The organism is Bacillus sp. (in: firmicutes) (assembly GCF_031983925.1).
In the GTDB taxonomy this organism is placed as follows: Bacteria; Bacillota; Bacilli; order Bacillales; family Bacillaceae_G; genus Bacillus_A; species Bacillus_A pacificus.
Map to the genome: position 1 here is coordinate 1 of NZ_DALYZR010000018.1, position 26,100 is coordinate 26,100.

At 39.4% G+C, this 26,100-nt stretch carries 44 protein-coding genes; 2 read left to right on the top strand and 42 right to left on the bottom strand.

Going from position 1 to position 26,100, the window contains the following annotated elements; genetic code table 11:
- Positions 1-158: 158 nt before the first annotated feature.
- Positions 159-377: a hypothetical protein gene (locus RTP99_RS25895; RefSeq protein ID WP_000900296.1), complete on the bottom strand. Its 219-nt coding sequence runs from the start codon at positions 375-377 to the stop codon at positions 159-161.
- Between the two features lie 170 nt (positions 378-547).
- Here RTP99_RS25895 and pdaB point away from each other — a divergent pair, with 170 nt between their 5' ends.
- A complete protein-coding gene (gene pdaB / locus RTP99_RS25900; protein WP_000464707.1) occupies positions 548-1,312 on the top strand; it encodes a polysaccharide deacetylase family sporulation protein PdaB in 765 nt (254 codons plus the stop codon).
- Between the two features lie 104 nt (positions 1,313-1,416).
- Here pdaB and kbaA read toward each other — a convergent pair whose 3' ends face one another.
- Positions 1,417-2,028 (bottom strand): KinB signaling pathway activation protein KbaA, encoded by a 612-nt coding sequence (gene kbaA / locus RTP99_RS25905; RefSeq protein ID WP_001088515.1) that lies wholly within the window; start codon positions 2,026-2,028, stop codon positions 1,417-1,419.
- A 139-nt stretch (positions 2,029-2,167) separates the two neighbouring features.
- On the opposite strand from kbaA, the gene gerD reads away from it, so the two are divergent.
- Entirely contained in the window at positions 2,168-2,785 is a 618-nt protein-coding gene (gene gerD, locus RTP99_RS25910; protein WP_000827521.1) for a spore germination protein GerD, read from the top strand.
- Positions 2,786-2,841: 56 nt separating this feature from the next.
- Here the strand turns inward: gerD and RTP99_RS25915 are convergent, their stop codons facing one another.
- From RTP99_RS25915 to tuf, 40 genes are all read right to left on the bottom strand, one after another.
- Positions 2,842-3,909 carry an Mrp/NBP35 family ATP-binding protein gene (locus RTP99_RS25915; RefSeq protein ID WP_000256603.1) on the bottom strand — a complete coding sequence of 356 codons (1,068 nt, stop codon included), beginning with the start codon at positions 3,907-3,909 and terminating at the stop codon, positions 2,842-2,844.
- Between the two features lie 144 nt (positions 3,910-4,053).
- Positions 4,054-4,767, bottom strand: a complete 714-nt coding sequence (gene cwlD, locus RTP99_RS25920; protein ID WP_000822436.1) for an N-acetylmuramoyl-L-alanine amidase CwlD — start codon at positions 4,765-4,767, stop codon at positions 4,054-4,056.
- Positions 4,768-4,833: 66 nt separating this feature from the next.
- Positions 4,834-5,262: a YbaK family protein gene (locus tag RTP99_RS25925; RefSeq protein ID WP_001101006.1), complete on the bottom strand. Its 429-nt coding sequence runs from the start codon at positions 5,260-5,262 to the stop codon at positions 4,834-4,836.
- A 162-nt stretch (positions 5,263-5,424) separates the two neighbouring features.
- Positions 5,425-5,817, bottom strand: coding sequence for a 30S ribosomal protein S9 (rpsI, locus tag RTP99_RS25930; protein ID WP_000079986.1), 393 nt, complete (start codon positions 5,815-5,817; stop codon positions 5,425-5,427).
- A gap of 21 nt (positions 5,818-5,838) precedes the next feature.
- Positions 5,839-6,276, bottom strand: a complete 438-nt coding sequence (rplM, locus tag RTP99_RS25935) for a 50S ribosomal protein L13 (protein WP_001260793.1) — start codon at positions 6,274-6,276, stop codon at positions 5,839-5,841.
- Positions 6,277-6,428: 152 nt separating this feature from the next.
- Positions 6,429-7,172 (bottom strand): tRNA pseudouridine(38-40) synthase TruA, encoded by a 744-nt coding sequence (gene truA / locus RTP99_RS25940; protein WP_011039908.1) that lies wholly within the window; start codon positions 7,170-7,172, stop codon positions 6,429-6,431.
- A gap of 14 nt (positions 7,173-7,186) precedes the next feature.
- Positions 7,187-7,981 carry an energy-coupling factor transporter transmembrane component T family protein gene (locus RTP99_RS25945; RefSeq protein WP_001186536.1) on the bottom strand — a complete coding sequence of 265 codons (795 nt, stop codon included), beginning with the start codon at positions 7,979-7,981 and terminating at the stop codon, positions 7,187-7,189.
- Positions 7,969-8,850, bottom strand: coding sequence for an energy-coupling factor ABC transporter ATP-binding protein (locus tag RTP99_RS25950; RefSeq protein WP_000406506.1), 882 nt, complete (start codon positions 8,848-8,850; stop codon positions 7,969-7,971). The genes RTP99_RS25945 and RTP99_RS25950 overlap by 13 nt, the downstream gene beginning before the upstream one ends.
- Complete coding sequence (locus tag RTP99_RS25955) at positions 8,826-9,674, bottom strand: energy-coupling factor ABC transporter ATP-binding protein (protein WP_312368114.1); 849 nt, start codon at positions 9,672-9,674, stop codon at positions 8,826-8,828. The genes RTP99_RS25950 and RTP99_RS25955 overlap by 25 nt, the downstream gene beginning before the upstream one ends.
- Positions 9,675-9,777: 103 nt before the next feature.
- Positions 9,778-10,140 (bottom strand): 50S ribosomal protein L17, encoded by a 363-nt coding sequence (gene rplQ / locus RTP99_RS25960; protein WP_000331490.1) that lies wholly within the window; start codon positions 10,138-10,140, stop codon positions 9,778-9,780.
- 35 nt (positions 10,141-10,175) lie between these two features.
- Positions 10,176-11,120 (bottom strand): DNA-directed RNA polymerase subunit alpha, encoded by a 945-nt coding sequence (locus RTP99_RS25965; RefSeq protein WP_000569643.1) that lies wholly within the window; start codon positions 11,118-11,120, stop codon positions 10,176-10,178.
- Between the two features lie 180 nt (positions 11,121-11,300).
- Positions 11,301-11,690, bottom strand: a complete 390-nt coding sequence (gene rpsK, locus RTP99_RS25970) for a 30S ribosomal protein S11 (RefSeq protein WP_000101799.1) — start codon at positions 11,688-11,690, stop codon at positions 11,301-11,303.
- A gap of 24 nt (positions 11,691-11,714) precedes the next feature.
- The gene (gene rpsM, locus RTP99_RS25975) at positions 11,715-12,080 is read right to left on the bottom strand and encodes a 30S ribosomal protein S13 (RefSeq protein ID WP_000090789.1); all 366 of its coding nucleotides are present in this window, start codon (positions 12,078-12,080) and stop codon (positions 11,715-11,717) included.
- 21 nt (positions 12,081-12,101) lie between these two features.
- Positions 12,102-12,215 carry a 50S ribosomal protein L36 gene (gene rpmJ, locus RTP99_RS25980; protein ID WP_000868344.1) on the bottom strand — a complete coding sequence of 38 codons (114 nt, stop codon included), beginning with the start codon at positions 12,213-12,215 and terminating at the stop codon, positions 12,102-12,104.
- A gap of 35 nt (positions 12,216-12,250) precedes the next feature.
- Positions 12,251-12,469 carry a translation initiation factor IF-1 gene (gene infA / locus RTP99_RS25985; protein ID WP_001029884.1) on the bottom strand — a complete coding sequence of 73 codons (219 nt, stop codon included), beginning with the start codon at positions 12,467-12,469 and terminating at the stop codon, positions 12,251-12,253.
- 68 nt (positions 12,470-12,537) lie between these two features.
- On the bottom strand, positions 12,538-13,284 hold the full coding sequence (map, locus tag RTP99_RS25990; RefSeq protein WP_000582539.1) for a type I methionyl aminopeptidase: 747 nt from the start codon (positions 13,282-13,284) through the stop codon (positions 12,538-12,540).
- Positions 13,284-13,934 (bottom strand): adenylate kinase, encoded by a 651-nt coding sequence (locus RTP99_RS25995; RefSeq protein WP_001048996.1) that lies wholly within the window; start codon positions 13,932-13,934, stop codon positions 13,284-13,286. Before RTP99_RS25995 ends, map begins: the two co-directional genes overlap by 1 nt.
- A gap of 56 nt (positions 13,935-13,990) precedes the next feature.
- On the bottom strand, positions 13,991-15,292 hold the full coding sequence (gene secY, locus RTP99_RS26000) for a preprotein translocase subunit SecY (RefSeq protein ID WP_000490114.1): 1,302 nt from the start codon (positions 15,290-15,292) through the stop codon (positions 13,991-13,993).
- On the bottom strand, positions 15,292-15,732 hold the full coding sequence (gene rplO / locus RTP99_RS26005) for a 50S ribosomal protein L15 (protein ID WP_000766080.1): 441 nt from the start codon (positions 15,730-15,732) through the stop codon (positions 15,292-15,294). Before rplO ends, secY begins: the two co-directional genes overlap by 1 nt.
- A 33-nt stretch (positions 15,733-15,765) precedes the next feature.
- A complete protein-coding gene (rpmD, locus tag RTP99_RS26010) occupies positions 15,766-15,948 on the bottom strand; it encodes a 50S ribosomal protein L30 (protein ID WP_001085234.1) in 183 nt (60 codons plus the stop codon).
- A gap of 13 nt (positions 15,949-15,961) precedes the next feature.
- On the bottom strand, positions 15,962-16,462 hold the full coding sequence (rpsE, locus tag RTP99_RS26015; RefSeq protein ID WP_000554646.1) for a 30S ribosomal protein S5: 501 nt from the start codon (positions 16,460-16,462) through the stop codon (positions 15,962-15,964).
- 21 nt (positions 16,463-16,483) lie between these two features.
- Positions 16,484-16,846: a 50S ribosomal protein L18 gene (gene rplR / locus RTP99_RS26020; RefSeq protein ID WP_000628816.1), complete on the bottom strand. Its 363-nt coding sequence runs from the start codon at positions 16,844-16,846 to the stop codon at positions 16,484-16,486.
- Positions 16,847-16,877: 31 nt separating this feature from the next.
- Positions 16,878-17,417 (bottom strand): 50S ribosomal protein L6, encoded by a 540-nt coding sequence (rplF, locus tag RTP99_RS26025; RefSeq protein WP_000086558.1) that lies wholly within the window; start codon positions 17,415-17,417, stop codon positions 16,878-16,880.
- A gap of 32 nt (positions 17,418-17,449) precedes the next feature.
- Positions 17,450-17,848: a 30S ribosomal protein S8 gene (rpsH, locus tag RTP99_RS26030; protein WP_000245511.1), complete on the bottom strand. Its 399-nt coding sequence runs from the start codon at positions 17,846-17,848 to the stop codon at positions 17,450-17,452.
- Positions 17,849-17,877: 29 nt separating this feature from the next.
- Entirely contained in the window at positions 17,878-18,063 is a 186-nt protein-coding gene (rpsN, locus tag RTP99_RS26035; protein ID WP_001085700.1) for a 30S ribosomal protein S14, read from the bottom strand.
- Between the two features lie 33 nt (positions 18,064-18,096).
- Entirely contained in the window at positions 18,097-18,636 is a 540-nt protein-coding gene (gene rplE, locus RTP99_RS26040) for a 50S ribosomal protein L5 (protein WP_001080827.1), read from the bottom strand.
- A gap of 26 nt (positions 18,637-18,662) precedes the next feature.
- Positions 18,663-18,974, bottom strand: a complete 312-nt coding sequence (rplX, locus tag RTP99_RS26045) for a 50S ribosomal protein L24 (RefSeq protein ID WP_000558200.1) — start codon at positions 18,972-18,974, stop codon at positions 18,663-18,665.
- A 38-nt stretch (positions 18,975-19,012) separates the two neighbouring features.
- Positions 19,013-19,381: a 50S ribosomal protein L14 gene (rplN, locus tag RTP99_RS26050; RefSeq protein ID WP_000615912.1), complete on the bottom strand. Its 369-nt coding sequence runs from the start codon at positions 19,379-19,381 to the stop codon at positions 19,013-19,015.
- A 43-nt stretch (positions 19,382-19,424) separates the two neighbouring features.
- Positions 19,425-19,688: a 30S ribosomal protein S17 gene (gene rpsQ / locus RTP99_RS26055; protein ID WP_000004106.1), complete on the bottom strand. Its 264-nt coding sequence runs from the start codon at positions 19,686-19,688 to the stop codon at positions 19,425-19,427.
- A 20-nt stretch (positions 19,689-19,708) separates the two neighbouring features.
- Positions 19,709-19,909, bottom strand: a complete 201-nt coding sequence (gene rpmC, locus RTP99_RS26060; RefSeq protein ID WP_000855718.1) for a 50S ribosomal protein L29 — start codon at positions 19,907-19,909, stop codon at positions 19,709-19,711.
- On the bottom strand, positions 19,899-20,333 hold the full coding sequence (rplP, locus tag RTP99_RS26065; RefSeq protein WP_000928971.1) for a 50S ribosomal protein L16: 435 nt from the start codon (positions 20,331-20,333) through the stop codon (positions 19,899-19,901). The genes rpmC and rplP overlap by 11 nt, the downstream gene beginning before the upstream one ends.
- A 1-nt stretch (position 20,334) precedes the next feature.
- On the bottom strand, positions 20,335-20,994 hold the full coding sequence (gene rpsC / locus RTP99_RS26070; RefSeq protein WP_000529956.1) for a 30S ribosomal protein S3: 660 nt from the start codon (positions 20,992-20,994) through the stop codon (positions 20,335-20,337).
- 3 nt (positions 20,995-20,997) lie between these two features.
- Positions 20,998-21,339, bottom strand: a complete 342-nt coding sequence (rplV, locus tag RTP99_RS26075; protein WP_001148024.1) for a 50S ribosomal protein L22 — start codon at positions 21,337-21,339, stop codon at positions 20,998-21,000.
- A gap of 17 nt (positions 21,340-21,356) precedes the next feature.
- Positions 21,357-21,635, bottom strand: a complete 279-nt coding sequence (rpsS, locus tag RTP99_RS26080; protein ID WP_000124453.1) for a 30S ribosomal protein S19 — start codon at positions 21,633-21,635, stop codon at positions 21,357-21,359.
- Between the two features lie 60 nt (positions 21,636-21,695).
- Positions 21,696-22,526 carry a 50S ribosomal protein L2 gene (gene rplB, locus RTP99_RS26085; RefSeq protein WP_000511580.1) on the bottom strand — a complete coding sequence of 277 codons (831 nt, stop codon included), beginning with the start codon at positions 22,524-22,526 and terminating at the stop codon, positions 21,696-21,698.
- 28 nt (positions 22,527-22,554) lie between these two features.
- On the bottom strand, positions 22,555-22,845 hold the full coding sequence (rplW, locus tag RTP99_RS26090; RefSeq protein WP_001205558.1) for a 50S ribosomal protein L23: 291 nt from the start codon (positions 22,843-22,845) through the stop codon (positions 22,555-22,557).
- Positions 22,845-23,468, bottom strand: a complete 624-nt coding sequence (gene rplD / locus RTP99_RS26095; protein ID WP_001127258.1) for a 50S ribosomal protein L4 — start codon at positions 23,466-23,468, stop codon at positions 22,845-22,847. The genes rplW and rplD overlap by 1 nt, the downstream gene beginning before the upstream one ends.
- A gap of 25 nt (positions 23,469-23,493) precedes the next feature.
- Entirely contained in the window at positions 23,494-24,126 is a 633-nt protein-coding gene (gene rplC / locus RTP99_RS26100; RefSeq protein ID WP_000160207.1) for a 50S ribosomal protein L3, read from the bottom strand.
- A 34-nt stretch (positions 24,127-24,160) separates the two neighbouring features.
- Positions 24,161-24,469 (bottom strand): 30S ribosomal protein S10, encoded by a 309-nt coding sequence (rpsJ, locus tag RTP99_RS26105; RefSeq protein WP_001040596.1) that lies wholly within the window; start codon positions 24,467-24,469, stop codon positions 24,161-24,163.
- A gap of 400 nt (positions 24,470-24,869) precedes the next feature.
- Positions 24,870-26,057: an elongation factor Tu gene (tuf, locus tag RTP99_RS26110; protein WP_001029615.1), complete on the bottom strand. Its 1,188-nt coding sequence runs from the start codon at positions 26,055-26,057 to the stop codon at positions 24,870-24,872.
- Positions 26,058-26,100: the final 43 nt, after the last annotated feature.

Consider the following 26,100-nt stretch of genomic DNA (forward strand, 5'->3'; position numbering starts at 1 on the left):
AAGAACTACTTGGTCGCTCATTTGCGACTTCCTTATGTTAACATCTTCGTTTTTCAATGTCAACTAAGTTTTTCAATTTCTTTTTTGTCGTTTTTTGCGTTTCCGCATCAGCGACGGTTATTAATTTATCATATAATATCTACCAACGTCAACACTTTTTAATAAAAAGTTCTTTTTCTTACATAACGAATACATTCCTCTGCATTAGCGACTCTTCGAAACAAACAAAAAATGATTTTATATCTTTCTTCCATTGCCTTTTTTACAACGTCATGAATACGTTCATCTTCAAAATCAAATAAAAGTTCTTCTAACTCTCTCTTCAATATGTATTCCATTTCTTTTTTCTCTTCTTTCGTTAACATAAACCCAAGCAAATCATCACCTCAATCATTTCTTCCAGAGCAATAAACATTAAGCCCATTTTCATTTAACAAAATCCTACCATCCATTATATCCACTACTTACGATATTAATCCCTTGTTCTCTTTTTTATATTTACAGCATATATGTAACTGAAAAGGATTGGACAAAGGGGCGTAATATTATGTTTTTCTTTTTTATTACGAGTAAAAGAAACTTTAAACACATTAGCTTAATAGTGATACTTTCCTTATTTACAGCATGGCTACTCTTTTTGAAAACATATTCACACGAGTCTGCTTTTTCAACCGCTACAGGACCTAAAGTTATTTACAAAGGCGACACCTCTAAAAAACAAGTTGCATTCACGTTTGATATTAGTTGGGGAGACAAAAAAGCAATTCCAATCCTTGATACACTTAAAGAAAGAGATATTAAGAATGCAACCTTCTTCCTTTCTGCTGCATGGGCAGAAAGACACCCTGATGTTGTTGAACGCATCATAAAAGATGGACATGAAATCGGTAGTATGGGTTATAATTACACGTCCTACACTTCTCTAGAGGCAAATGAAATACGAAGAGATCTTCTGCGAGCACAAGATGTTTTTACAAAACTCGGCGTGAAACAAATTAAACTATTGCGTCCACCTAGTGGAGACTTTAACAAGGCAACACTTAAAATAGCAGAATCACTCGGATACACTGTCGTTCATTGGAGTAATAACTCAAACGATTGGAAAAACCCTGGCGTAAACAATATCGTTTCCACCGTCTCTAATAATCTAAAAGGTGGAGATATCGTCTTATTACATGCATCCGATTCTGCTCTTCAAACAAATAAAGCTTTACCACTGCTTCTACAGAAATTAAAGAGTGACGGCTATGAACAAATATCCGTATCACAACTTATTTCCAACACAAGTACGAAAAGTAAAGATGTCCAATAATTTTTCACACATAAAAAGCTCTACTACCTTTCGTTCAGGTAATAGAGCTTTTTTTATCCCGATATTTTCATTCGTACAACTACCCTGCGTAAAAACTCTCTTAATTAGGCCGACTTACTCGCCTTTCCAATTAAACGATGTAATATAAGTAACTGATATGCATTACATAATAAAAGTGGTATCACCATTAAATATAACCAATCTGTATCATTAATTCGAAGTGCTGGTACCCACTCAAGAATTGTTACAACGACCATAAAGAACAAAGCTGGCACAAATGCCTTTTTATTCGTTTCCTTACTTTTTATATAAGCAACGATGGCACCAAACATAAATAACACCCCAGCAACAAGTATGTTATTCCCTAATGAAACTTCCCCATTTGCAATCAATACCGATCTTAAATACACAAAATCAAATAAAACGAATGCAATAAAGAAGAGCTGGACTATATTCCATAAAGAAGACGATCGAAACATTCCCAGTCCAAAACGGTGGATTGTTAAATAAGCAAAGAACCCCATTTGACTTATCACACTAAAAATAAATCCTACACCCATCAACCAGAAGGAGACTGCCAAAATTTCCTTTCCGTCGAAATTTTGAAAAAATTCAGCGTACTTGTCCCACTCTAAAACAAATCCAATAATGACTGTACTAACCCCACCAAGAAACAACGTCGTAAAAAATAGTCGTACCCACTTGCGGCTATTCACAACACATCCCCCATTATCCTTATATTTCTAATTAAATTGTATCAATGACAATTTCAAAAAGCTAGCCATGTTCATGTATAAATTCCTTAAAGATATTTATATTAAAAAGAGAGAACTGTGCTGAAAGGAGTTCCAACTTATGAAACGGATGCTGCTCGTTTTGACTTCTTCTTTTCTATTTCTTGTACTTGTAGCATGTGCACAAGAAAAAGAAGCAAAGTCCGAACTTGATTATGATCAAACGAAGAAAATGATTGTTGATATTTTAAAAACCGATCAAGGTAAGAAAGCCATTCAAGATGTGTTAACTGATGAAAAAATGAAACAAGCACTCATACTAGATGAAACAGTAGTAAAGAAAACGATTGAAGATGCAATGGTATCCGATAAAGGGCAACAATTCTGGGAAAAGCTCTTTAAAGACCCTGAGTTCTCATCGAAATTCGCTAAAAGTATGGGAAAAGAACAAACAGCCTTAATGAAAACATTACTAAAAGACCCTGAATACCAAGCAGGCGTCATGGAAATTATGAAAAACCCTGAAGTAGAAAAAATGATGTTACAAACGATGAAGAGCAAAGAATACCGTCAATATTTACAACAAGTACTAACAGAAACTGCTGAAAGCCCACTCTTCCAAGCTAAGATGATTGATATTATTAGTAAAGGTGTCCAAAAAGCCGAAAAAAGTGGTTCTGATAAAAAGGAAGCCGGCGGTGAAGGTGGTTCCCAAGAAGGTAAAAAGGAACAGCAGTAAAAATAATAACGATAATAATGAGTGGACAATATATGTATCATCCACTCATTATTATTTTATTTTTGCGCAACAGTTGTTTTATCAATTACCGTTTCAGCTATTGTGCGATAAATAAGACCTGTCGTATGCGTATCTTCATATACTGACGGCGCAAAATCTTCTTTATTCCAATCAGGTTGTTGAAGCGGGATTCGGCCAAGTACTTCTGTTTGAAGTTCTGTAGCTAGTTTATCTCCTCCACCTCTTCCAAACACATATTCTTTTTCGCCAGTTGTTTTACTTTCAAAATAAGCCATATTCTCAACAACACCAAGAATACTATGTTCTGTACGTAAAGCCATTGCTCCAGCACGTGCTGCTACAAATGCCGCTGTTGGATGCGGTGTTGTGACAATAATCTCTTTACAAGCTGGTAGCATCGAATGTAGGTCTAGCGCAACATCACCTGTACCTGGTGGTAAATCTAAAACTAAATAATCTAAATCGCCCCATTCTACTTCTGTAAAGAAATGATTTAACATTTTCCCAAGCATAGGTCCTCTCCAAATAACCGGTGCATTATCTTCTACAAAGAACCCCATTGAGATTACCTTTACACCTAGACGCTCCACTGGAATGATTTTATCTCCTCTTACTACAGGGCGTTTTTCTATCCCCATCATATCAGGTACGCTAAAACCATAAATATCGGCATCAATGATACCAACTTTTTTCCCTAGACGAGCTAGAGCAATAGCAAGATTAACAGAAACTGTTGATTTCCCTACTCCACCTTTTCCACTCGCCACTGCTAAAAATGTCGTTTTCGAATTTGGTGACAATAAAGATTCAGTTTGCTCTTCTTCTTGTTCTGGTGCAAACTGAGCTAATTCCTCTTCTGTAAATTCTGCAAAGCGAAGCCCTACTGTTGCTGCTCCTAGTTCTTTCACTAACTTTACAATTCCAGATTGCAATTGCATTTGTTCCGCTGTACCGGTTTTTAGGATTGCAATTTTAACACTTACATGTTCCTTCTCAGGCTTGACTGTCACCTCTTTAATTGCCCCTGTTTCTTTTAACGTTTTATGTAAAAACGGATCTACAATCCCTTCTAACGCTTCCACTACTTGCTCTTTCGTTACCATAATTAGCCCAGCCCCCTGTATGAAAAATAACATAATGTTAATTAAATATATCTCTCTTTACTTTTGAAATAAATGCGTTTACATTTCCAGTATAACATATTTTCGGAAAACTTCGTTAACGAGAGAAACGCAAAAAAATCCTCCTTATTCTGGAGGATTTCCTTTTTCCGTGAAATAACGTAATATACCACGATATACTGCAGCTGCTACCTTTTGCTGATATTTCTCCGAATTTAACATATACCTTTCATTTACATTCGATAAAAAGCCAGCTTCAATTAAAGCGCCTGGTGTTTTCGCATACTTTAATAAATACACATGAGAAATTGTTTTAGCAGAACGATTTGTATTCTCTAAACTCGTTCTCAACTCAGCTTGTATAAATTTCGCAGCACGTTCATTTTCAATTGAAGAACGGTAATAGAACGTTTGTGCGCCCTTCGATCCACTACTAGTTAAAGCATTTAAATGGATACTTGCAAAAAAGTCTACATCGGGTTTATTAATAATCTCTACACGTTTTTTTAAATCTTCTGCTTTACGTCTACTATATGACTTTGTATCTTTCTGGGCTAAATCATAATCTCCCTCACGCGTTAAAATAACTAGTGCACCTTGCTCTTGTAAATAATCTTGCACCTTCTTTGTGATCTCAAGCGTAATATCTTTTTCTACAATATCCTTGCCACCAACAGCCCCTCCGTCTGGTCCACCATGCCCAGCATCTAATACGATTACTTTCCCTGATAAGGGTAAATTCCAAGCTCGCCACGATTTTGTAATTTGAAATTCTTGTTTGACTAAAAAAAACAAAATAACCGCAGCGAGTGCAAAAGAGATAATTCGAATTCTCTTCATACCTTTCCTCCTCCAGCTAGTCCCTCTAATTACTTATATGGGACAAGAGGAAAGTTTATGCTTGTCTTAATGAAGCTTTAATCGATATCTTCTTTCACCTTTTTCATATCCTTCCTGCCACCATAAGCCGATAAACTGCTGGCAAGATTCAAAAAGTAATTCCTCATCTTGTAATTTAATTTCCCGCATAGTCATGCTCGTTAAAAATTGAAATAGTGTTTCCGTTAATTGTTGCTCTTCTTCTAAGGCCCTATATTTCACATCAAAGAACGATTCGCCATAATAGCCAAATTTACTATATCTCGCTCCTAATAAATACGATTCTATCCCTAATTCAATGCAGTAATCTTCATACTGACGATGAAGTTCCTGCATCTGAAAGGCATCTCTAATATTTGAACGTAATGTTTTTAATGATAATTCCCGCAGCATCTTCCGCTCATATTTCAACTGCTTTTCTTTTTGTTTTTCTTGTAAGCTGACAATGACATTCATAGTACTTATAAACCTCCCTAATACGTATTAGTCTAAACTTCTAAAGAAGAAGCATACGCGAGAGGATAGCACTAAAATATTCCAAACTACAAAAATTACAAAAGAGGAATGAAACATAAAAAAACCCCAACCAAAATGGTTGGGGTTTGTAGTTCGCAAAAATTAACGTTTTGAGAACTGAGGTGCACGACGTGCGCCTTTAAGACCGTATTTTTTACGCTCTTTCATACGTGCGTCACGAGTTAATAGACCTGCACGTTTTAGTGTTAGACGGTATTCTGGATCAGCTTTTAATAAAGCGCGAGAAATACCGTGACGAATAGCACCAGCTTGACCAGTGTATCCACCACCATTTACGTTTACAAGTACATCGTAGTTACCTAAAGTTTCTGTTGCAACTAGAGGTTGTTTCACTACTTCACGTAATGCAGCAAATGGGATATAGTTTTCAAAATCACGACCGTTAATGATAACGCGTCCTTCGCCTGGAACTAGGCGTACGCGCGCTACTGAACTCTTACGACGTCCAGTGCCATAGTATTGAACCTGTGCCAAAGTAAGCCCTCCTTTAATTGATTATCCGCGAAGTTCGTAAACTTCTGGTTTTTGTGCTTGGTGTGGATGCTCTGCTCCAGCATACACGTTTAGTTTCTTAGAAACTTGACGGCCTAAGCGTCCTTTTGGAAGCATGCCTTTAATTGCAAGCTCTAACATTTGTACAGGGTAGTTTGTACGCATTTCAAGAGCTGTTCTTTGTTTAAGTCCACCTGGGTGGTTAGTGTGACGGTAGTAAATTTTATCGTTTAATTTATTACCTGTTAAATGAATTTTCTCAGCGTTAATAATAATTACATGATCACCCGTGTCAACGTGTGGTGTAAATGTAGGTTTGTTTTTACCACGTAAAATGGATGCTACTTCACTAGCAAGGCGACCTAAAGTTTGACCTTCAGCATCAACCACATACCATTTACGCTCAACTTCGTTAGCTTTTGCCATAAAAGTCGTACGCATGTGTTTCCCTCCTCGTTATCTTTTCCATAGAAAAAATCTATTGTTTATCTTAAACACGATTTCCTTCCGGGGCTAATCGTGGTTTTAGAAACAATACCATATGTTATGATATACTTTTGAGTTTCTAATGTCAAGCAAATGTTACACCAGGATTAGTTGTTATAGTTTACCTGCCATAAATAAAGCCCATGACCAGGAGCCATCTTTCCAGCAAACTGACGATTTTGTTTCGCTAAAATCTCTGGAATGCTATCCGGATCAAGCTTTCCTTGCCCTACGCTCAGTAACGTACCAACAATAATCCTGACCATATTATATAAAAATCCATTACCTACAAAACGAAAAATTAATTCGTCGTCCTGCTCAATTAGCTCGATTTCATAAATTGTTCTCACTTTATCTTTTTTGTCAGTTTTTGCCGAACAAAAAGAAGTGAAATCATGCGTTCCAATAAAATAAGGGATCGCTTTTCTTATAGCGTTTATTTCGAGCGGATATGGATATTGATATACGTAATTTCTACGGAATACATCCGCAGTCTTTGATAATAATACACGATAACGATATTCTTTTCTCTCGACACCGTAACGTGCGTGAAATTCTTCTGTTTTTTTCTCTACCTGTGTGATAACAATATCATCTGGTAACATTGTGTTTAATGCATTGTTCCATTGCCACTCTTCAAGAGACAACGGTGTATCAAAGTGTATCACTTGTCCTTTAGCATGAACAGTCGAATCTGTTCTGCCCGATGCCTGAACACGGACAAGTTCCCCTTTATGCAATTTCTGTAAAGCTTTCTCTATTTCTTGTTGAACAGTACGATGCTGCGGTTGAATTTGATAACCACAAAAATGCATGCCATCATATGCAACCGTACATTTTATTCTATCCATTTCTTTATTCTCCATTACGATCGCACCCATGCCAAAATACAAGCTAAACAAAGTAAGCTTATAATTGTTACTGTATCGCTTGTTTTCCAGCGTAGTTGCCTGAATTTAGTACGTCCTTCGCCACTTTGATATCCACGGGCTTCCATAGCAATTGCTAAGTCCTCTGCACGCTTAAAAGCACTGATGAATAGAGGAACGAGTAGTGAAATGATAGCTTTCATCCTATCTTTTATCGGTCCCCCTGCAAAATCAATACCACGTGACGATTGTGCCTTCATTATTTTACTCGTTTCATCCATTAATGTCGGGATAAAGCGAAGAGAAATTGACATCATTAATGCGATTTCATGAACAGGAACTTTTATACGCTTCAACGGCTTTAATAACGTCTCCAAACCATCTGTAATCTCAATAGGTGTCGTCGTTAACGTTAATAATGTCGTCATTAAAATAATAACGAAGAATCGTATAGAAATGTATATTCCTTGCTCTAATCCTTTTTCATGTATCGAAAACCAACCAAGCTGGAATAGTACTTCCCCTTCTTTATTTGTTAAAATATGCAGGAAAAATGTAAAAAGAAAAATCCATAGAATTGGTTTTAAGCCCGAAAGTACATAACGAATCGGCACTTTTGCAAAAAATAAAGCAATGAGTGCATATAAAAATAAAAATCCATATGAAATCGCATTATTTGCTAAGAAAACAACAAATACATATAAAAAGACAATCAGCAGCTTCGTACGTGGATCAAGTTGATGAATAAGAGAATTCCCTGGAATATATCTTCCAATAATCAACTGCTGCATGATTCATGACCACCTTTTCGTAACACCTGCACAACTTCATGAGTAAGATCCTCTAAAGATAAGGTAGCCTTTGGGATTGAAATGCCAAACTTCTCTTCAATTGCACGTTTATACTTTAAAGACATAGGAAGATCCACGCCAATTTTCTCTAGTTCATCAGCATGTGAAAATACTTCCTCTGCACTTCCTTGCAAAAAGACCGTTCCTTTATGCATGACTACAATCTGCTCGGCATATTTAGCAGCATCCTCCATATTATGCGTTACAAGGATAACTGTAAGGCCTTTCTCCTTATGTAGCTTATAAAACATCTCCATAAGTTCATTTTGCCCTTTTGGATCTAGTCCTGCTGTAGGTTCATCTAATACAAGCACTTCGGGTTCCATCGCTAATACGCCTGCTATCGCAACACGCCTCATTTGCCCACCACTTAACTCAAATGGTGAACGTGCTAACAGTTCTGGTTCTAACCCTACAAGTTCAATTGCCTCTCTTGCCTTTTGCTTCGCTTCTTCTACAGATACACCAAAATTAGTAGGTCCGAAGCAAATATCTTTCTCTACAGTCTCTTCAAACAACTGATGTTCTGGGAATTGAAAGACAACCCCTACCTTTTTACGTAGTGGCTTTAGCTTTTTTTCTTTCTTTCCTGCCGAAATGAAATGTTCACCAATTTGAACTGTGCCATTTGTCGGCTGCAATAAACCATTTAAATGTTGAATCATCGTCGACTTACCTGAACCAGTATGACCGATAATGGCATAATAGCCCCCACTTGGAAACGACACGTCTACATCATAAAGTGCGCGTCTTTCAAATGGAGTTTTATGTTGATAACGATGTTCTACTTTTTGGAATGTAATCTCCAAAGTTCGTTCACCAAGCTTTCCATTGTAAGATGCGTATTTTGCAAGAGAATTTCATTTCTTTTTAATAATTCTGCTATTTTCACTGAAAATGGTACATCTAATCCAATTTCTTGGAGCATATGAGAGGACTTGAAAATTTGTTCTGGAGTCCCTTCCTCTAATATCTCTCCCTTATTTAAAATAATGACACGGTCTGACTGTGCCGCTTCTTCTAAATCATGCGTAATTGATAACACGGTAATACCTTTTTCATTAACAAGTTGTCTAACCGTTTCTACCACTTCACGTCTCCCTTGAGGGTCTAGCATTGACGTTGCTTCATCTAATATCAAAATAGATGGCTGAAGTGCTAAAACGCCTGCTATTGCTACTCGCTGCTTTTGCCCACCAGATAACGAATGTGGCTCATCATTAAGAAAATCTTCCATACGGACTAGTCGTAAGGCCTGATCTAATCTTTCTACCATTTGCTCTCTTGGCATTCCGATATTCTCTAAACCAAAGACAACGTCATCTTGCACTGTTGTTCCAACAAATTGATTATCTGGATTTTGAAATACCATCCCAATTTGTTTTCGAACATCCCATACCGTTTCCTCTGACAAAACCATTGTATCATTTACTGTAATTGTCCCTGCTTCTGGCAAAAACAAACCATTCAATAATTTTGCAAGTGTAGACTTCCCAGAACCGTTTTGTCCAATAACAGATACCCATTCACCTTCACCTTCATATAAGGAGAATGAAACATCTTTTAATGCATAAGTGGCTGCACCAGGATATTGAAATGATATATTTTCTGTCCGAAGTTTCTCTTTTTTCAATACAAGGCACCCTTTCCTTCGCCAAGTAAGCCTATTTTTATATTTAAAAAAAAGGGCCATGACCAGTTTCTTGAAAAGAACTGTCCTGCCCTTTTAATTATCATTATACTAACTCGATAATTACCATTGGTGCTGCGTCTCCGCGACGTGGACCAATTTTTGCAATACGAGTGTATCCGCCTTGGCGCTCAGCATAGCGTGGAGCTACATCAGCGAATAGTTTTTGAAGTGCATCTTGACCAGTCTCAGCGTTAGCTACTTCATTGCGAATGAAAGCTGCTGCTTGACGACGAGCATGAAGATCTCCGCGTTTACCTAAAGTGATCATTTTTTCCACTACAGAACGAAGTTCTTTTGCACGAGTTTCTGTCGTTTGGATGCGCTCGTTGATAATTAAATCAGTAGCTAAGTCACGTAACATAGCTTTACGTTGCGCACTTGTACGGCCTAATTTTCTGTATGCCATTCGTAGTTCCCTCCTTTGTTGATGGGTTTAAATCCTCAGTCGTCTTTACGTAAACCTAAACCTAATTCCTCAAGTTTATGTTTAACTTCTTCTAAGGATTTACGTCCTAAGTTACGAACTTTCATCATATCTTCTTCTGTTTTGTTCGCAAGCTCTTGTACAGTATTAATTCCTGCACGTTTTAGGCAATTATAAGAACGAACAGAAAGGTCTAGTTCTTCGATAGTCATCTCAAGAACTTTCTCTTTTTGATCTTCTTCCTTCTCGACCATAATCTCAGCATTTTGTGCTTCATCAGTTAAACCAACAAAGATATTTAAATGCTCAGTTAAGATTTTGGCACCTAAAGAGATAGCTTCTTTTGGCCCGATGCTTCCATCCGTCCATACATCAAGCGTAAGCTTATCATAATTAGCCACTTGTCCGACACGTGTCTTTTCCACTTGGTAAGTCACACGTGATACTGGAGTATAAATAGAATCAATAGGAATTACTCCTATTGGTTGATCTTCGCTTTTATTTGCATCAGCTGGCGTATACCCACGGCCACGCTTTGCAGTTAAACGCACGCGGAAATGCGCATCTTTTGCTAACGTTGCAATGTGTAAATCTGGATTTAAGATTTCTACATCACTATCGTGAGTAATATCAGCAGCTGTGACAATACCTTCGCCCTGCACATCAATTTCCAACGTCTTCTCTTCTTCAGAGTAGATTTTAAGAGCTAACTTTTTCAAGTTTAAGATGATCGTTGTAACGTCTTCTACTACGCCCTCAACTGTTGAAAATTCATGTAATACGCCATCGATTTGGATAGCAGTAACAGCGGCACCAGGGAGTGAAGATAAAAGAATACGACGTAAGGAGTTACCCAACGTAGTACCATATCCACGCTCAAGCGGTTCAATTACGAATTTACCATATTTAGCATCTTCGTTAAGTTCAACCGTTTCGATTTTCGGCTTTTCGATTTCAATCATTAACTAAACCCTCCTTCAAAACGTCGAAACCCCGGTTAAACAAAGGTATAACCCCTGTCTAACCGAAAGTCCCCCTTAGGCAGTTCCCGATTGTGCACAACAAGCGATGTTTCTGTACGAAATTTCTCGATAATGCATCATATCCATTATAGACAAAAGGGAAAATTCTATACAGAAAAATTACACACGACGACGTTTTGGTGGACGACATCCATTATGAGGAACTGGAGTAACATCTCTAATTGCTGTTACTTCTAGACCTGCAGCTTGAAGAGCACGAATTGCAGCTTCACGACCAGCACCAGGACCTTTAACAGTAACCTCTAAAGTTTTTAAACCGTGCTCCATTGCAGCTTTAGCAGCAGTTTCAGCAGCCATTTGCGCAGCGAATGGAGTAGATTTACGAGATCCACGGAAACCAAGTGCACCAGCACTAGACCAAGAAAGCGCGTTACCGTGAGTATCTGTAAGTGTTACGATTGTGTTGTTGAAAGTAGAACGAATATGAGCTACACCAGCTTCAATATTCTTTTTCACACGTTTTTTACGAGTGTTTGTTTTACGTGCCATTGTTAGTTCAACCTCCTTTACTTATTATTTCTTTTTATTTGCTACTGTACGACGTGGACCTTTACGTGTACGAGCATTGTTTTTAGAGTTTTGACCACGAACTGGTAAACCACGACGGTGACGAAGACCACGGTAAGAACCGATCTCCATTAGACGTTTGATGTTAAGAGATACTTCACGACGAAGGTCTCCCTCAACTTTAATACGATCGATGATATCACGGATACGTCCTAATTCGTCTTCCGTTAAATCACGAACTCGTGTTTCTTCAGAAACACCAGCTTCAGCAAGAATTTTTTCAGCAGTTGTGCGACCAATGCCGAATACGTAAGTTAAAGAAATAACAACGCGTTTGTCACGAGGAATATCTACACCTGCGATACGTGCCATTCCGAATGCACCTCCTTCTGATTAACCTTGTTTTTGTTTATGTTTAGGGTTTTCACAAATAACCATTACTTTTCCACGTCTACGAATAACTTTACATTTTTCGCAGATTGGTTTAACTGACGGTCTTACTTTCATGTCTCGAACCTCCTTAAAGATTACGGAGTGCTATATTATTTAAAACGGTACGTAATACGACCACGATTTAAATCGTACGGAGATAATTCTACCGTAACTTTGTCTCCTGGTAAAATACGAATGAAGTTCATACGGATTTTACCAGAAACGTGAGCCAATACGACATGCCCATTCTCTAATTCTACTTTGAACATAGCATTTGGCAACGTTTCAAGAACGGTACCTTCGACTTCAATTACATCATCTTTAGCCATTCAATAGTTCTCCCTTCTTCAAATCAGTAACATTTTACACTGCTCTGAAATCCCGGAGAGCCAGCTACTTATAAAGTGGTAAGGATTTCGTATCCTGCTTCTGTAAGAGCAATCGTGTGCTCAAAATGGGCACACCATTTACCATCTACCGTTACCACTGTCCAGTCATCAGATAGTGTTTTTACATATCGTCTTCCTTGATTCACCATCGGCTCAACACAGATGACCATTCCCGGCTTTAATCTAGGGCCTCTATTTGGTGGACCATAGTGCGGGATTTGAGGGTCCTCATGTAAGTCTTGCCCGATTCCGTGACCAACATACTCCCTAACGATCGAGAATCCATTCTCTTCAGCATGGGTTTGAACCGCATGTGAGATATTTGATAATCTCTCGCCTGGTTTTACTTGTTCTAGACCAAGATACAACGATTTTTCTGTGACATCAAGTAGCTTTTGAACAGATTCAGAAATGTTTCCAACTGGATACGTCCATGCAGAATCTCCATGGTACCCATTGTATTTCGCACCAATATCGATACTGATGATATCGCCCTCTTTGAGCTTGCGCTTCCCTGGAATTCCGTGTACAAGCTCTTCATTTACAGAAGCACATATGCTCCCCGGAAATCCGTTGTATCCTTTAAAAGATGGCGTAGCACCATATTTTTGAATCGTCTTTTCCGCTATTTGATCGAGCTCTTTCGTTGTAATTCCTGGAGTAATGTGCTGTTTTAACTCTTGATGAGTTAAAGCAACGATCCTGCCAGCTTCTCGCATGATTTCTATCTCGCGAGGAGTTTTGCAGATTATCATTACGCTAAGCCTCCGATGAGAACATCGATATCAGCAAATACTTTATTGATATCTTGCTCACCATTAATGCTTTGTAAGTAACCAAGCTCCTCGTAGAAATCAAGCAAAGGTTTAGTTTGCTTAATATTTACATCTAAGCGATTTGCTACAGTTTCTTCATTGTCATCAGAGCGTTGATATAATTCGCCACCACATTTATCGCACACGTCAGCTTTTGCTGGCGGATTGAATTCTAAGTGGTAAGTCGCACCGCACTCTTTACAAATGCGACGGCCTGTAAGGCGCTTTAATAACAACCCTGAATCCACATTAATGTTTAAAACATAGTCGATTTTTTTGCCAAGATCTTTCATAATCTCTTCAAGAGCTGATGCTTGTGCAACAGTTCGTGGGAAACCATCTAATAAGAAGCCTCTTACGCAGTCTTCTTGGCTTAAACGTTCACGAACGATTCCGATTGTAACTTCATCTGGAACAAGTGCACCTTTATCAATAAAAGATTTTGCTTGTAAACCCATTTCAGTTTCAGCCTTCATAGCTGCACGGAACATATCTCCTGTTGAGATGTGAGGGATGTTATACTTGGCAACAATCTGTTCGGCTTGTGTACCTTTACCAGCACCAGGAAGCCCCATTAAAATTAAGTTCATCCTTGTTCCCCCTCAGAGTACATGAGCATGTAGGGAAGACAATACTTCCCACTTACTCACTGCTTGATAAACCCTTTGTAATGGCGTTTTACCAGTTGGCTTTCTAGTTGCTTCATTGTTTCTAAAGCAACGCCGACAACGATTAACATACTCGTTCCACCGATCTGTGCAGATGGAGGAAGATTTCCCAGCTTCGTAAAGATAACTGGTAAGATTGCAATCGCTGCTAGGAAAATTGATCCTACAAAGGTCAAACGATACAAGATTTTTGTTAGATATTGTTCTGTATTCTTACCCGGACGAATACCTGGAACATATCCACCTTGTTTGTTTAGATTCTCTGACATTTGCTCTGGATTAACCTGAACAAACGCATAGAAATATGTGAAGGCTACAATGAGCGCAACATATATGATCATTCCCACTGGGTGAGAATAGTTAAAGTTTGCAATAATCCACTGCGATACATCATGTTTCGGGAAGAACTGTGCAATAGTCGGAGGCGTAATTAAGAATGAAACAGCAAAAATTACTGGAATAACACCAGCACTATTTACCTTAAGCGGTAAATGTGTGTTTTGTGCTCCAGCATAACCACCATTTCCTCCTGTTACACGCTTCGCATATTGAATTGGGATCTTTCTAACAGCCTGTTGAATGAAAATAACACCCACAATAACTGCTAACACAGCTAGTAAGATCAATGCAACTTTAACGATACTCATGAACAATTGATCTCCGATATTTTGAAACTGTTGCTGATACACTTGAGATATAACACTTGGGATCGCTGCGGCAATACCACCAAAGATTAGGATGGAAATACCATTACCTACACCTTTAGCTGTAATCTGTTCACCTAACCACATTAAAAATGCAGTACCAGCAGTCAGTACCGTAGCAATGTATAAATAAGTGCTCCAACCAGGATTCAAAATTAATTGTCCACCTACCATACCGTTAAAACCGATTGACATACCAAACCCCTGAATAAACGCAAGAACAATTGTAAAATAACGCGTGAATTGCGTTAATTTACGACGGCCCATTTCACCTTGTTTCGCCCATTCCGAAAATTTAGGAACAACATCCATCTGCAATAATTGCACGATGATGGATGCTGTAATATACGGCATGATTCCCATCGCAAAGATGGAGAAGTTTTTCAAGGCTCCACCGCCAAATGTATTTAGAATACCTAAAGCATTTAATTGATCTTGTGCCTTCAGTACGTCTCCATTTGTAAATGGCACGGGGATAAACGTGCCAATCCTGAATACGATTAACATCGCTAAAGTGAATAATATTTTACGTCTTATCTCAGCAACGCGCATAAAGTTGGAGATTGTACGAAACATTAGATCACCTCAACTGATCCGCCAGCTGCTTCAATTGCTTCTTTAGCACTTGAAGAGAACTTGTGCGCTTTAACAGTTAGTTTTTTCTCTACTGCGCCGCTTGCAAGAATTTTAACACCGTCGTTTAATTTGCTGATAACGCCAGTTTCCAGCAATAATTCAGGTGTTACTTCTGTACCATCTTCAAAACGATTTAACGTTGATAAGTTTACAATAGCAAACTCTTTACGGTTAATGTTTGTGAAGCCGCGTTTTGGTAAACGACGGAATAATGGAGTTTGACCACCTTCGAAGCCAAGACGAACACCGCCGCCAGAACGTGCGTTTTGTCCTTTATGACCTTTACCAGCAGTTTTACCGTTACCAGAACCGATACCACGACCGACACGGTTACGTACTTTACGAGAACCTTCTGCAGGTTTTAATTCATGAAGTTTCATTCCCAGGCACCTCCTTATATTAATGAGTTATCCTTAAGCTTCTTTTACAGTTACAAGGTGAGAAACTTTGTTGATCATACCAAGAATAGCAGGAGTTTCTTCCTTAACTACAGTTGAATTCAACTTTTTAAGACCTAAAGCTTCTACCGTCGCACGTTGATCTTGTGGACGACCAATTACACTACGAGTGAGGGTAATTTCTAACTTTTTCGCCATTTGTTTTCCCTCCTTAACCTAGTAGCTCTTCTACAGATTTACCGCGTAATTTTGCAACATCTTCAGCGCGCTTAAGTTCGCTTAATCCGTTCACAGTAGCGCGAATCATGTTGATTGGTGTGTTAGAACCAAGAGATTTCGAAAGAATATCTTGTACACCTGCTAATTCAAGGACCGCACGAACAGGTCCACCAGCAATAACACCAGTACCCTCAGCAGCAGGCTTTAAGAATACTTCACCAGCTCCAAAATGACCGTTGATTGTGTGTGGAATTGTTGTACCAACTAATGGTACAGCGATTAAGTTTTTCTTAGCGTCTTCGATAGCTTTGCGGATTGCGTCTGGTACCTCTTGTGCTTTACCAGTACCGAATCCAACATGACCGTTTTTATCGCCAACTACAACTAGTGCAGCAAAGCGGAAACGACGACCACCCTTAACAACTTTCGCGACACGATTTATCGTAACTACACGTTCTTCAAGTTCTAATTTACTTGGGTCAATGCGATGCATCAATTTTCCCTCCTTTGACCATTAAAATTGTAATCCAGCCTCACGAGCAGCTTCAGCTAGAGCTTTAACACGGCCATGGTATAAGTAACCACCGCGATCAAATACTACTTCTTTAACGCCTTTCTCTACAGCACGCTTAGCAACTGATTCTCCAACTTTCGTAGCAGCTTCAATATTGCTAGTACCGTTAAGAGCAAGGTCTTTATCAAGAGTAGATGCACTTACTAACGTTACACCATTTACATCATCAATAACTTGAGCGTAAATATGTTGGTTAGAACGGAACACGTTTAAACGTGGACGTTCTGCAGTACCAGTAAGTTTAGCACGTACACGCGCATGTCTTTTCTTACGAGTCGCATTTTTATCAGCTTTAGTGATCATTCTTGTCACTCCTTTCTCTCACCTAACGGGTTTACTTAGCAGTTTTACCTTCTTTACGACGAACAACTTCGCCTTCGTAACGAATACCTTTACCTTTGTAAGGCTCAGGAGCACGTACAGCACGGATGTTAGCAGCGAATTCGCCAACACGTTGCTTGTCGATACCTTTGATTACGATCTTAGTTGGTGCAGGTACTTCAACTTCAAGACCTGCTTCCGGAGTCATTTCTACTGGATGAGAATAACCTACGCTTAATACAAGTTTATCACCTTGTTTTTGAGCACGGTAACCAACACCGACTAATTCAAGTCCGCGTGCGAAACCTTCAGTTACACCTTCAACCATGTTTCCGATTAAAGCACGAGTTGTACCGTGTAATGCACGGTGTTCCTTCTGTTCAGATGGACGCTCAACTGTTAATGTATTCTCTTCAATTTTGATAAGCATATCAGCATTGAAAGTACGAGTTAATTCACCTTTAGGGCCTTTTACTGTTACAGTATTGTCTTCTGCAACTGTAATAGTAACACCTGCAGGGATTTCAAGAATCTTTTTACCAATACGAGACATGTGGTCACACCTCCGTTCGTTTTAAATATATATTACCAAACGTATGCTACTACTTCTCCACCAGTTTGTAATTGACGAGCGTCTTTGTCTGTCATTACTCCCTTAGATGTAGAAACAAGAGCGATACCTAATCCGTTAAGTACACGTGGTACTTCGTCAGCTTTAGCGTAAACGCGTAAGCCAGGTTTACTGATACGTTTTAATCCAGTGATTACACGTTCGTTGTTTGCACCATATTTCAGGAAAATACGAAGGATACCTTGTTTGTTATCCTCGATGTATTCTACATCACGAATGAAACCTTCACGTTTTAAAAGTTCAGCGATCTCTTTTTTGATTTTAGAAGCAGGAACCTCTAATTTCTCATGACGTACCATGTTCGCATTACGGATGCGAGTAAGCATGTCTGCAATTGGATCTGTCATCACCATGTGTTTTACCTCCTTCCCATTTGTGGGTTTTACCAACTAGCTTTTTTAACACCAGGAATTTGACCTTTATATGCAAGTTCACGGAAACAAATACGGCAAAGTTTAAATTTGCGGTATACAGAATGCGGACGACCGCAGCGTTCGCAACGTGTATACTCTTGTACTTTAAACTTAGGAGTACGCTTTTGTTTCGCAATCATAGATTTTTTAGCCACGTTTTCGCCTCCTCTACTTAGCGTTGGCTTCCATTATTTTTGGAATGGCATACCGAATTGTGTTAAAAGTTCACGAGCTTCTTCATCAGTGTTCGCTGTAGTAACGATTACGATGTCCATACCGCGGACTTTGCTTACTTTATCATAATCAATCTCAGGGAAAATAAGTTGCTCTTTAACACCTAATGTATAGTTTCCACGACCATCGAATGATTTCTTAGAAACACCACGGAAATCACGTACACGTGGTAAAGAAACTGATACTAATTTATCGAAGAACTCATACATTTGCTCGCCGCGTAAAGTTACTTTCGCACCGATTGGCATACCTTCACGAAGACGGAAACCAGCGATTGATTTTTTAGCACGAGTTACAACAGGTTTTTGACCTGCGATTTGTGTTAATTCTTCTACTGCGTTGTCTAAAGCTTTTGAGTTAGATACCGCGTCACCAACACCAGTGTTGATTACGATCTTTTCGATTTTTGGTACCTGCATTACAGATTTATAGTTAAACTTGCTCATTAGAGCAGGAGTAATTTCCTTTTGGAACTTCTCTTTAAGGCGATTCAATGAAGTGACCTCCTTTCTTAAGAAAATTATTTATCTAATAATTCACCAGATTTTTTTGCAATACGAACTTTTTTACCATCTTCTACCTTGAAGCCTACGCGAGTAGGTTCACCTGTTTTCGGATCTAAAATCATAACGTTAGAAACGTGAATAGGTGCCTCTTTAGTAATAATTCCACCTTGTGGATTTAATTGAGATGGCTTAGAGTGCTTCTTAACGATGTTAACACCCTCAACGATAACACGGTTTTGCTTTGGGAAAGCCACAAGGATAACGCCTTGTTTTCCTTTGTCTTTACCAGTGATTACCTGTACTTTATCACCTTTTTTTACATGCATCTTAATTCTGCACCTCCTTAGCAAGGCAATACCTTAAATTATAGAACTTCTGGAGCTAAAGAAACGATCTTCATGAAGTTGCTATCACGTAATTCACGAGCTACTGGTCCGAAGATACGAGTACCACGTGGGCTCTTATCGTCTTTAATGATAACCGCTGCGTTTTCATCAAATTTGATGTAAGAACCATCCGGACGACGAGCACCGCTCTTCGTACGTACTACTACTGCTTTAACAACGTCACCTTTTTTAACAACGCCACCTGGTGTTGCTTGTTTTACCGTAGCAACGATAATGTCACCAATGTTAGCATATTTACGACCAGAGCCGCCTAATACTTTAATTGTTAAAAGTTCACGTGCACCAGAGTTGTCAGCAACTTTCAAACGAGATTCTTGTTGGATCATGTTATGAAACCTCCCTTCGGACTAAAAATTCCGATTCGTCTATTTAGATAATAACCGCTTCTTCAACGATTTCAACTAAACGGAAACGCTTAGTAGCAGAAAGCGGGCGAGTTTCCATGATTTTTACGATATCGCCAAGTTTCGCTTGGTTTTGCTCATCATGGGCTTTGTACTTCTTAGAATACTTAACACGTTTTCCGTACAAGGAATGAGTTTTGTAAGTTTCAACTAAAACTGTAATCGTTTTGTCCATTTTGTCAGACACTACACGACCAGTATAAACTTTGCGTTGGTTACGTTCGCTCACTATGCAAACCTCCCCTCAATTTATCGATTAATTCCGATCTCTCTTTCACGAACTACAGTTTTCATACGAGCAATTGCCTTACGCACTTCACGAATGCGAGTTGGATTCTCTAATTGTCCTGTAGCAAGTTGGAAGCGAAGATTAAACAACTCTTCCTTTAAAGCTTTAACTTTTGTTTCGATTTCGGCAGTGGTTAATTCACGAATATCATTAGTTTTCATTAGATTCACCACCATTTTCTTCACGTTTTACGAATTTACATTTCACAGGTAACTTGTGAGCTGCAAGACGTAATGCTTCGCGTGCTACCTCTTCAGATACACCCGCGATTTCGAACATAATTTTCCCAGGTTTTACTACTGCTACCCAGCCTTCTGGTGCCCCTTTACCGGAACCCATACGTACTTCTAGAGGTTTTGCAGTGTAAGGTTTAGAAGGGAAAATTTTAATCCATACTTTACCGCCACGTTTCATGTAACGAGTCATTGCACGACGAGCAGCTTCGATTTGACGGTTTGTAATCCATGAAGCAGCTTGTGCTTGTAAACCGAATTCACCGAAAGCTACTTCAGTTCCACCTTTAGCACGACCACGCATTTTACCACGATGCTCTCTACGATATTTTACGCGTTTTGGCATTAACATATTATTTTCCTCCTTCCTCAGAAGCTTTCTTTTTTGTAGGAAGGACTTCTCCACGGTAGATCCATACTTTTACGCCTAATTTACCGTATGTTGTATCAGCTTCAACTGCTGCATAGTCAATATCAGCGCGAAGTGTATGAAGTGGAACAGTTCCTTCACTGTAAGATTCTGCACGAGCGATATCAGCTCCGCCAAGACGACCAGAAACCTGTGTTTTAATACCTTTAGCACCTGCACGCATAGCACGTTGAATAACTTGCTTTTGTGCACGACGGAATGATACACGGTTTTCTAATTGACGAGCGATGTTTTCGCCTACTAATTTAGCGTTAAGATCAGCTCTCTTAACTTCTAAAATGTTGATGTGTACACGCTTGCCTGTTAATTGGTTAAGAGCTTTACGAAGTGCTTCAACTTCAGTACCACCTTTACCAATTACCATACCAGGTTTTGCAGTGTGAATTGTAACATTTACACGATTTGCTGCACGTTCGATTTCTACTTTAGCAACAGCAGAATCTTTTAAGCGTACATTAATGTACTCACGGATTTTGATGTCTTCATGTAATAATGTAGCGTAATCTTTCTCAGCGAACCAACGAGATTCCCAGTCACGGATAACGCCGACACGAAGACCAATTGGATTAACCTTTTGACCCATCGATTATCCCTCCTTCTTTTCTGATACCACAACTGTGATGTGGCTTGTGCGTTTGTTAATTTGGCTTGCACGACCCATTGCACGTGGACGGAAACGTTTTAACGTTGGACCTTCGTCAACGAAAACTTTCTCAACAACTAGGTTGTTAATGTCCATTTCATAATTGTGCTCTGCATTTGCGATTGCAGATTTTAAAACTTTTTCTACAACTGGAGAAGCAGTTTTTGGTGTGTGGTTAAGGATAGCAATCGCTTCACCCACTTGCTTACCTCGGATTAAGTCTACAACTAAACGAACTTTACGAGGAGCAATACGAACTGTTCTCGCTACTGCTTTAGCTTGCATTGAAGTGCCTCCTCTCATTATCTTCTAGTTTTCTTATCGTCAGCATCATGACCTTTATACGTACGAGTTGGTGCGAATTCACCTAACTTGTGGCCTACCATGTCTTCAGTAACATATACAGGTACATGTTTACGACCGTCATATACAGCGATTGTGTGACCGATGAACTGAGGGAAGATCGTTGAACGACGAGACCAAGTTTTAACAACTTGCTTTTGCTCAGTTTCATTTAGCTTTGCAATTTTACTCATTAAATGATCATCGACAAATGGTCCTTTTTTCAAGCTACGAGCCATTTTGGTGCCTCCCTTCGTGATTGCCGTACGGTTCTTAAAGTGAACCGTACTACAATCCCATTATTTTTTACGACGACGAACGATGAATTTGTCAGACGCTTTGTTTTTCTTACGAGTTTTGAATCCAAGAGTTGGTTTACCCCATGGAGACATTGGAGACTTACGTCCGATTGGTGAACGTCCTTCACCACCACCGTGTGGGTGATCAACTGGGTTCATTACAGAACCACGAACAGTTGGGCGCTTACCTAACCAGCGAGAGCGACCAGCTTTACCGATCTTGATAAGTTCGTGTGACTCGTTACCAACTTGACCTACAGTTGCACGACAAGCAGATAATACAAGACGCACTTCACCAGAAGTTAAACGTACAAGAACGTATTTACCTTCTTTACCAAGTACTTGTGCAGATGTACCAGCAGAACGAACTAATTGTCCACCACGACCTGGTTTAAGCTCGATGTTATGAACAACAGTACCTACTGGAATGTTGATTAATGGTAATGCGTTACCGATTTTAATGTCAGCTTCAGCGCCAGACATAATTTCCATACCTACTTCTAAGTTCTTAGGAGCAAGAATGTAACGTTTTTCACCGTCAACGTAGTTAATTAATGCGATATTCGCAGAGCGGTTTGGATCGTATTCGATCGTAGCAACGCGTCCTGGAATTCCATCTTTGTTACGTTTGAAGTCGATGATACGGTATTGACGCTTATGTCCGCCACCTTGATGACGTACAGTGATTTTACCTTGGTTATTACGACCAGCCTTTTTGCTTAAAGGAGCAAGTAAAGACTTTTCGGGTCTGTCAGTCGTGATTTCAGCGAAATCATTCGTAGTCATGTTACGACGACCGTTAGTAGTTGGATTATACTTTTTAATTCCCATCTCAATTTCCCTCCTTCTTTAGTAAGAATTAAACGCCTTGGAAGATTTCGATTTCTTTGCTGTCAGCAGTTAGCTTAACGATTGCTTTACGACGACGGCTAGTAAAACCAGCGTGACGACCAACGCGTTTTGCTTTCGGCTTGTAGTTCATGATGTTCACTTTTTCTACTTTAACACCAAAGATCGCTTCTAGAGCATCTTTAACTTCTGTTTTATTAGATTTAACGTCCACATCGAACGTGTATTTTTTTTCAGCCATCATTTCCATAGAACGTTCAGTGATAACTGGGCGCTTAATGATATCACGAGGATCTCTCATTATGCAAGCACCTCCTCTACTTTTTCCACTGCCGCTTTTGTCATGATTAGCTTATCATGATGAAGCACGTCTAAAACGTTTACGCCATCAGCAGTGATTACTGTTACTCCAGGGATATTGCGAGCGGATAACTCTACAGATTCGTTTGCATCAGCAGTTACGATAAGAGCTTTCTTCTCAACAGTTAATCCTTTAAGTACTGCTAGCATATCTTTTGTTTTTGGTGCATTTAACACTAGGTCTTCAAGAACTACAATGTTGTTCTCAACTACTTTAGTAGCTAATGCAGATTTGATTGCTAAACGACGAACTTTCTTAGGAAGTTTGTACGCATAGCTTCTTGGTGTAGGTCCGAATACCGTACCACCACCACGCCATTGAGGAGAGCGGATAGACCCTTGACGAGCACGTCCAGTTCCTTTTTGACGCCATGGTTTACGACCACCACCGCGAACTTCAGAGCGAGTTTTTACTTTGTGTGTACCTTGACGTAAAGATGCACGTTGCATCATTACAGCTTCGAAAAGTACAGCTTCATTTGGTTCGATACCGAAAATAGCTTCAGCTAATTCGATTTCACCAACCTGTGAACCAGTTTGGTTATATACAGTAACTTTTGGCATTGGAATTCCTCCTTCCTATTGTGAATTATTTGCTAACCTTCACAGCGCCTTGAACAACTACAAGAGATTTCTTAGCACCTGGAACGTTACCTTTTACTAGTAATAAGTTGCGCTCAGTGTCAACTTGAACGATTTCTAAGTTTTGGATAGTAACTTGGTCTCCACCCATACGTCCAGCAAGTTTTTTGCCTTTGAATACACGGTTCGGAGCAACTGGGCCCATTGAACCTGGACGACGGTGATAGCGAGAACCATGAGACATAGGTCCGCGAGATTGTCCGTGGCGTTTGATAACACCTTGGAAACCTTTACCTTTAGAAATTCCTGTTACATCAACGATTTCACCTGTAGCGAATACGTCAACTTTTACCTCTTGACCAACCTCTAATCCGTCCACGTCTGCATCGCGGATTTCGCGAATGAAGCGCTTAGGAGTTGTAGATGCTTTAGCAGTGTGGCCTTGTTCAGGTTTGTTAGTTAACTTTTCACGCTTATCTTCAAATCCTAACTGAATTGCGTTGTAGCCATCAGTTTCAGTTGTTTTCTTTTGAAGAACAACGTTTGGATTAGCAGCGATAACTGTTACTGGGATTAACTCACCGTTCTCAGCAAATACTTGAGTCATACCGATCTTTCTTCCTAAGATTCCTTTGGTCATGAGTTACACCTCCTACATTTTTAAGTTATATAAATTATAGTTTGATTTCGATATCTACACCAGATGGTAAGTCTAAACGCATTAATGAATCTACTGTTTGTGGAGTAGGGCTCACGATGTCGATTAGACGTTTGTGCGTGCGCATTTCGAATTGCTCACGAGAATCTTTGTACTTATGAACAGCACGAAGAATTGTGTAAACAGTTTTTTCAGTTGGTAATGGGATCGGACCAGAAACTGTTGCCCCAGAACGCTTAGCTGTTTCTACAATTTTCTCAGCTGACTGATCAAGAATACGGTGATCGTAAGCTTTTAAACGGATACGAATTTTTTCTTTTGCCATTATTTTCCCTCCTTCGTTCGCCTATTTCTAAAATAGACCTTCTCCATGGAAATTTCCTCACACCATGCCATGGCAAAGCGGCCGGGTGTGTCAGCAACCTTCCACTTCATCGCAGTCAAAGACCAACATTGTCTATTATACAATGTTATTCGTCTAGATGCAAGCATCTTTTTGTTTGCATCTGCTTTTCTCTACTTTTGCTATTATACATGGCACTTTAAAGAATTTCAAGTTTTCATCTAGCAGAATTCATTTTACAGTTTCTGGATTTCAGTTTTGATGATTTTACATTACTATAGAAGAAACTCGTCAAAATATGAAACAATCATTTTGTTCATTATATAAATGCAAACAAAAACCCCAAGGGAAAATCCCTCGGGGTTTTTTATATCAGTTAAGATTACTCAACGATAGTAGCAACTACGCCGTAACCTACTGTACGTCCACCTTCACGAATAGAGAATTTAGTTCCCTCTTCGATAGCGATTGGAGCGATAAGTTCGATAGTCATTTCTACGTTGTCACCAGGCATTACCATTTCAGTACCTTCTGGTAATTGGATGATACCAGTTACGTCAGTTGTACGGAAGTAGAACTGTGGACGGTAGTTAGCGAAGAATGGAGTGTGACGTCCACCTTCTTCTTTAGATAATACGAAAACTTCAGCTTTGAATTTAGCGTGAGCTTTTACAGAACCGCTTTTTGCAAGTACTTGTCCACGTTGGATGTCTTCACGAGCAACCCCACGAAGTAAAGCACCGATGTTGTCACCAGCTTGAGCTTGGTCAAGAAGTTTACGGAACATTTCTACACCAGTTACAGTTGTAGAAGCATTTTCTTCAGCAAGACCGATGATTTCTACAACGTCACCAACTTTAACGATACCGCGCTCAACACGACCAGTAGCAACTGTACCACGACCTGTGATAGAGAATACATCCTCTACAGGCATTAAGAATGGTTTGTCAGTTTCACGTTCTGGAGTTGGGATGTAAGCATCAACTTCAGCCATTAATTCAATGATTTTTGCTTCCCAATCAGCTTCTCCTTGAAGAGCTTTAAGAGCAGAACCTTTGATTACAGGAATGTCGTCGCCTGGGAATCCGTATTCAGATAATAGGTCGCGAACTTCCATTTCTACTAATTCTAATAATTCTTCGTCGTCTACCATGTCGCATTTGTTTAAGAATACAACGATGTAAGGTACACCTACTTGACGAGAAAGAAGGATGTGCTCACGAGTTTGAGGCATTGGGCCATCAGCAGCAGATACTACTAAGATACCGCCGTCCATTTGAGCAGCACCAGTGATCATGTTTTTAACATAGTCAGCGTGACCTGGGCAGTCAACGTGTGCATAGTGACGAGTTTCAGTTTCGTACTCAACGTGTGCAGTTGAGATTGTGATACCGCGCTCTCTTTCTTCTGGAGCAGCATCGATTTGATCGTATCCGCGTGCTTCAGCACCACCAGCTTTTGCAAGAACTGTAGTGATCGCAGCAGTTAATGTAGTTTTACCATGGTCAACGTGGCCGATTGTACCGATGTTAACATGGGGTTTAGAACGTTCGAATTTAGCTTTAGCCATTCTAAATTCCTCCTTAGTTTATATAGGTTATTTTATATTTAGT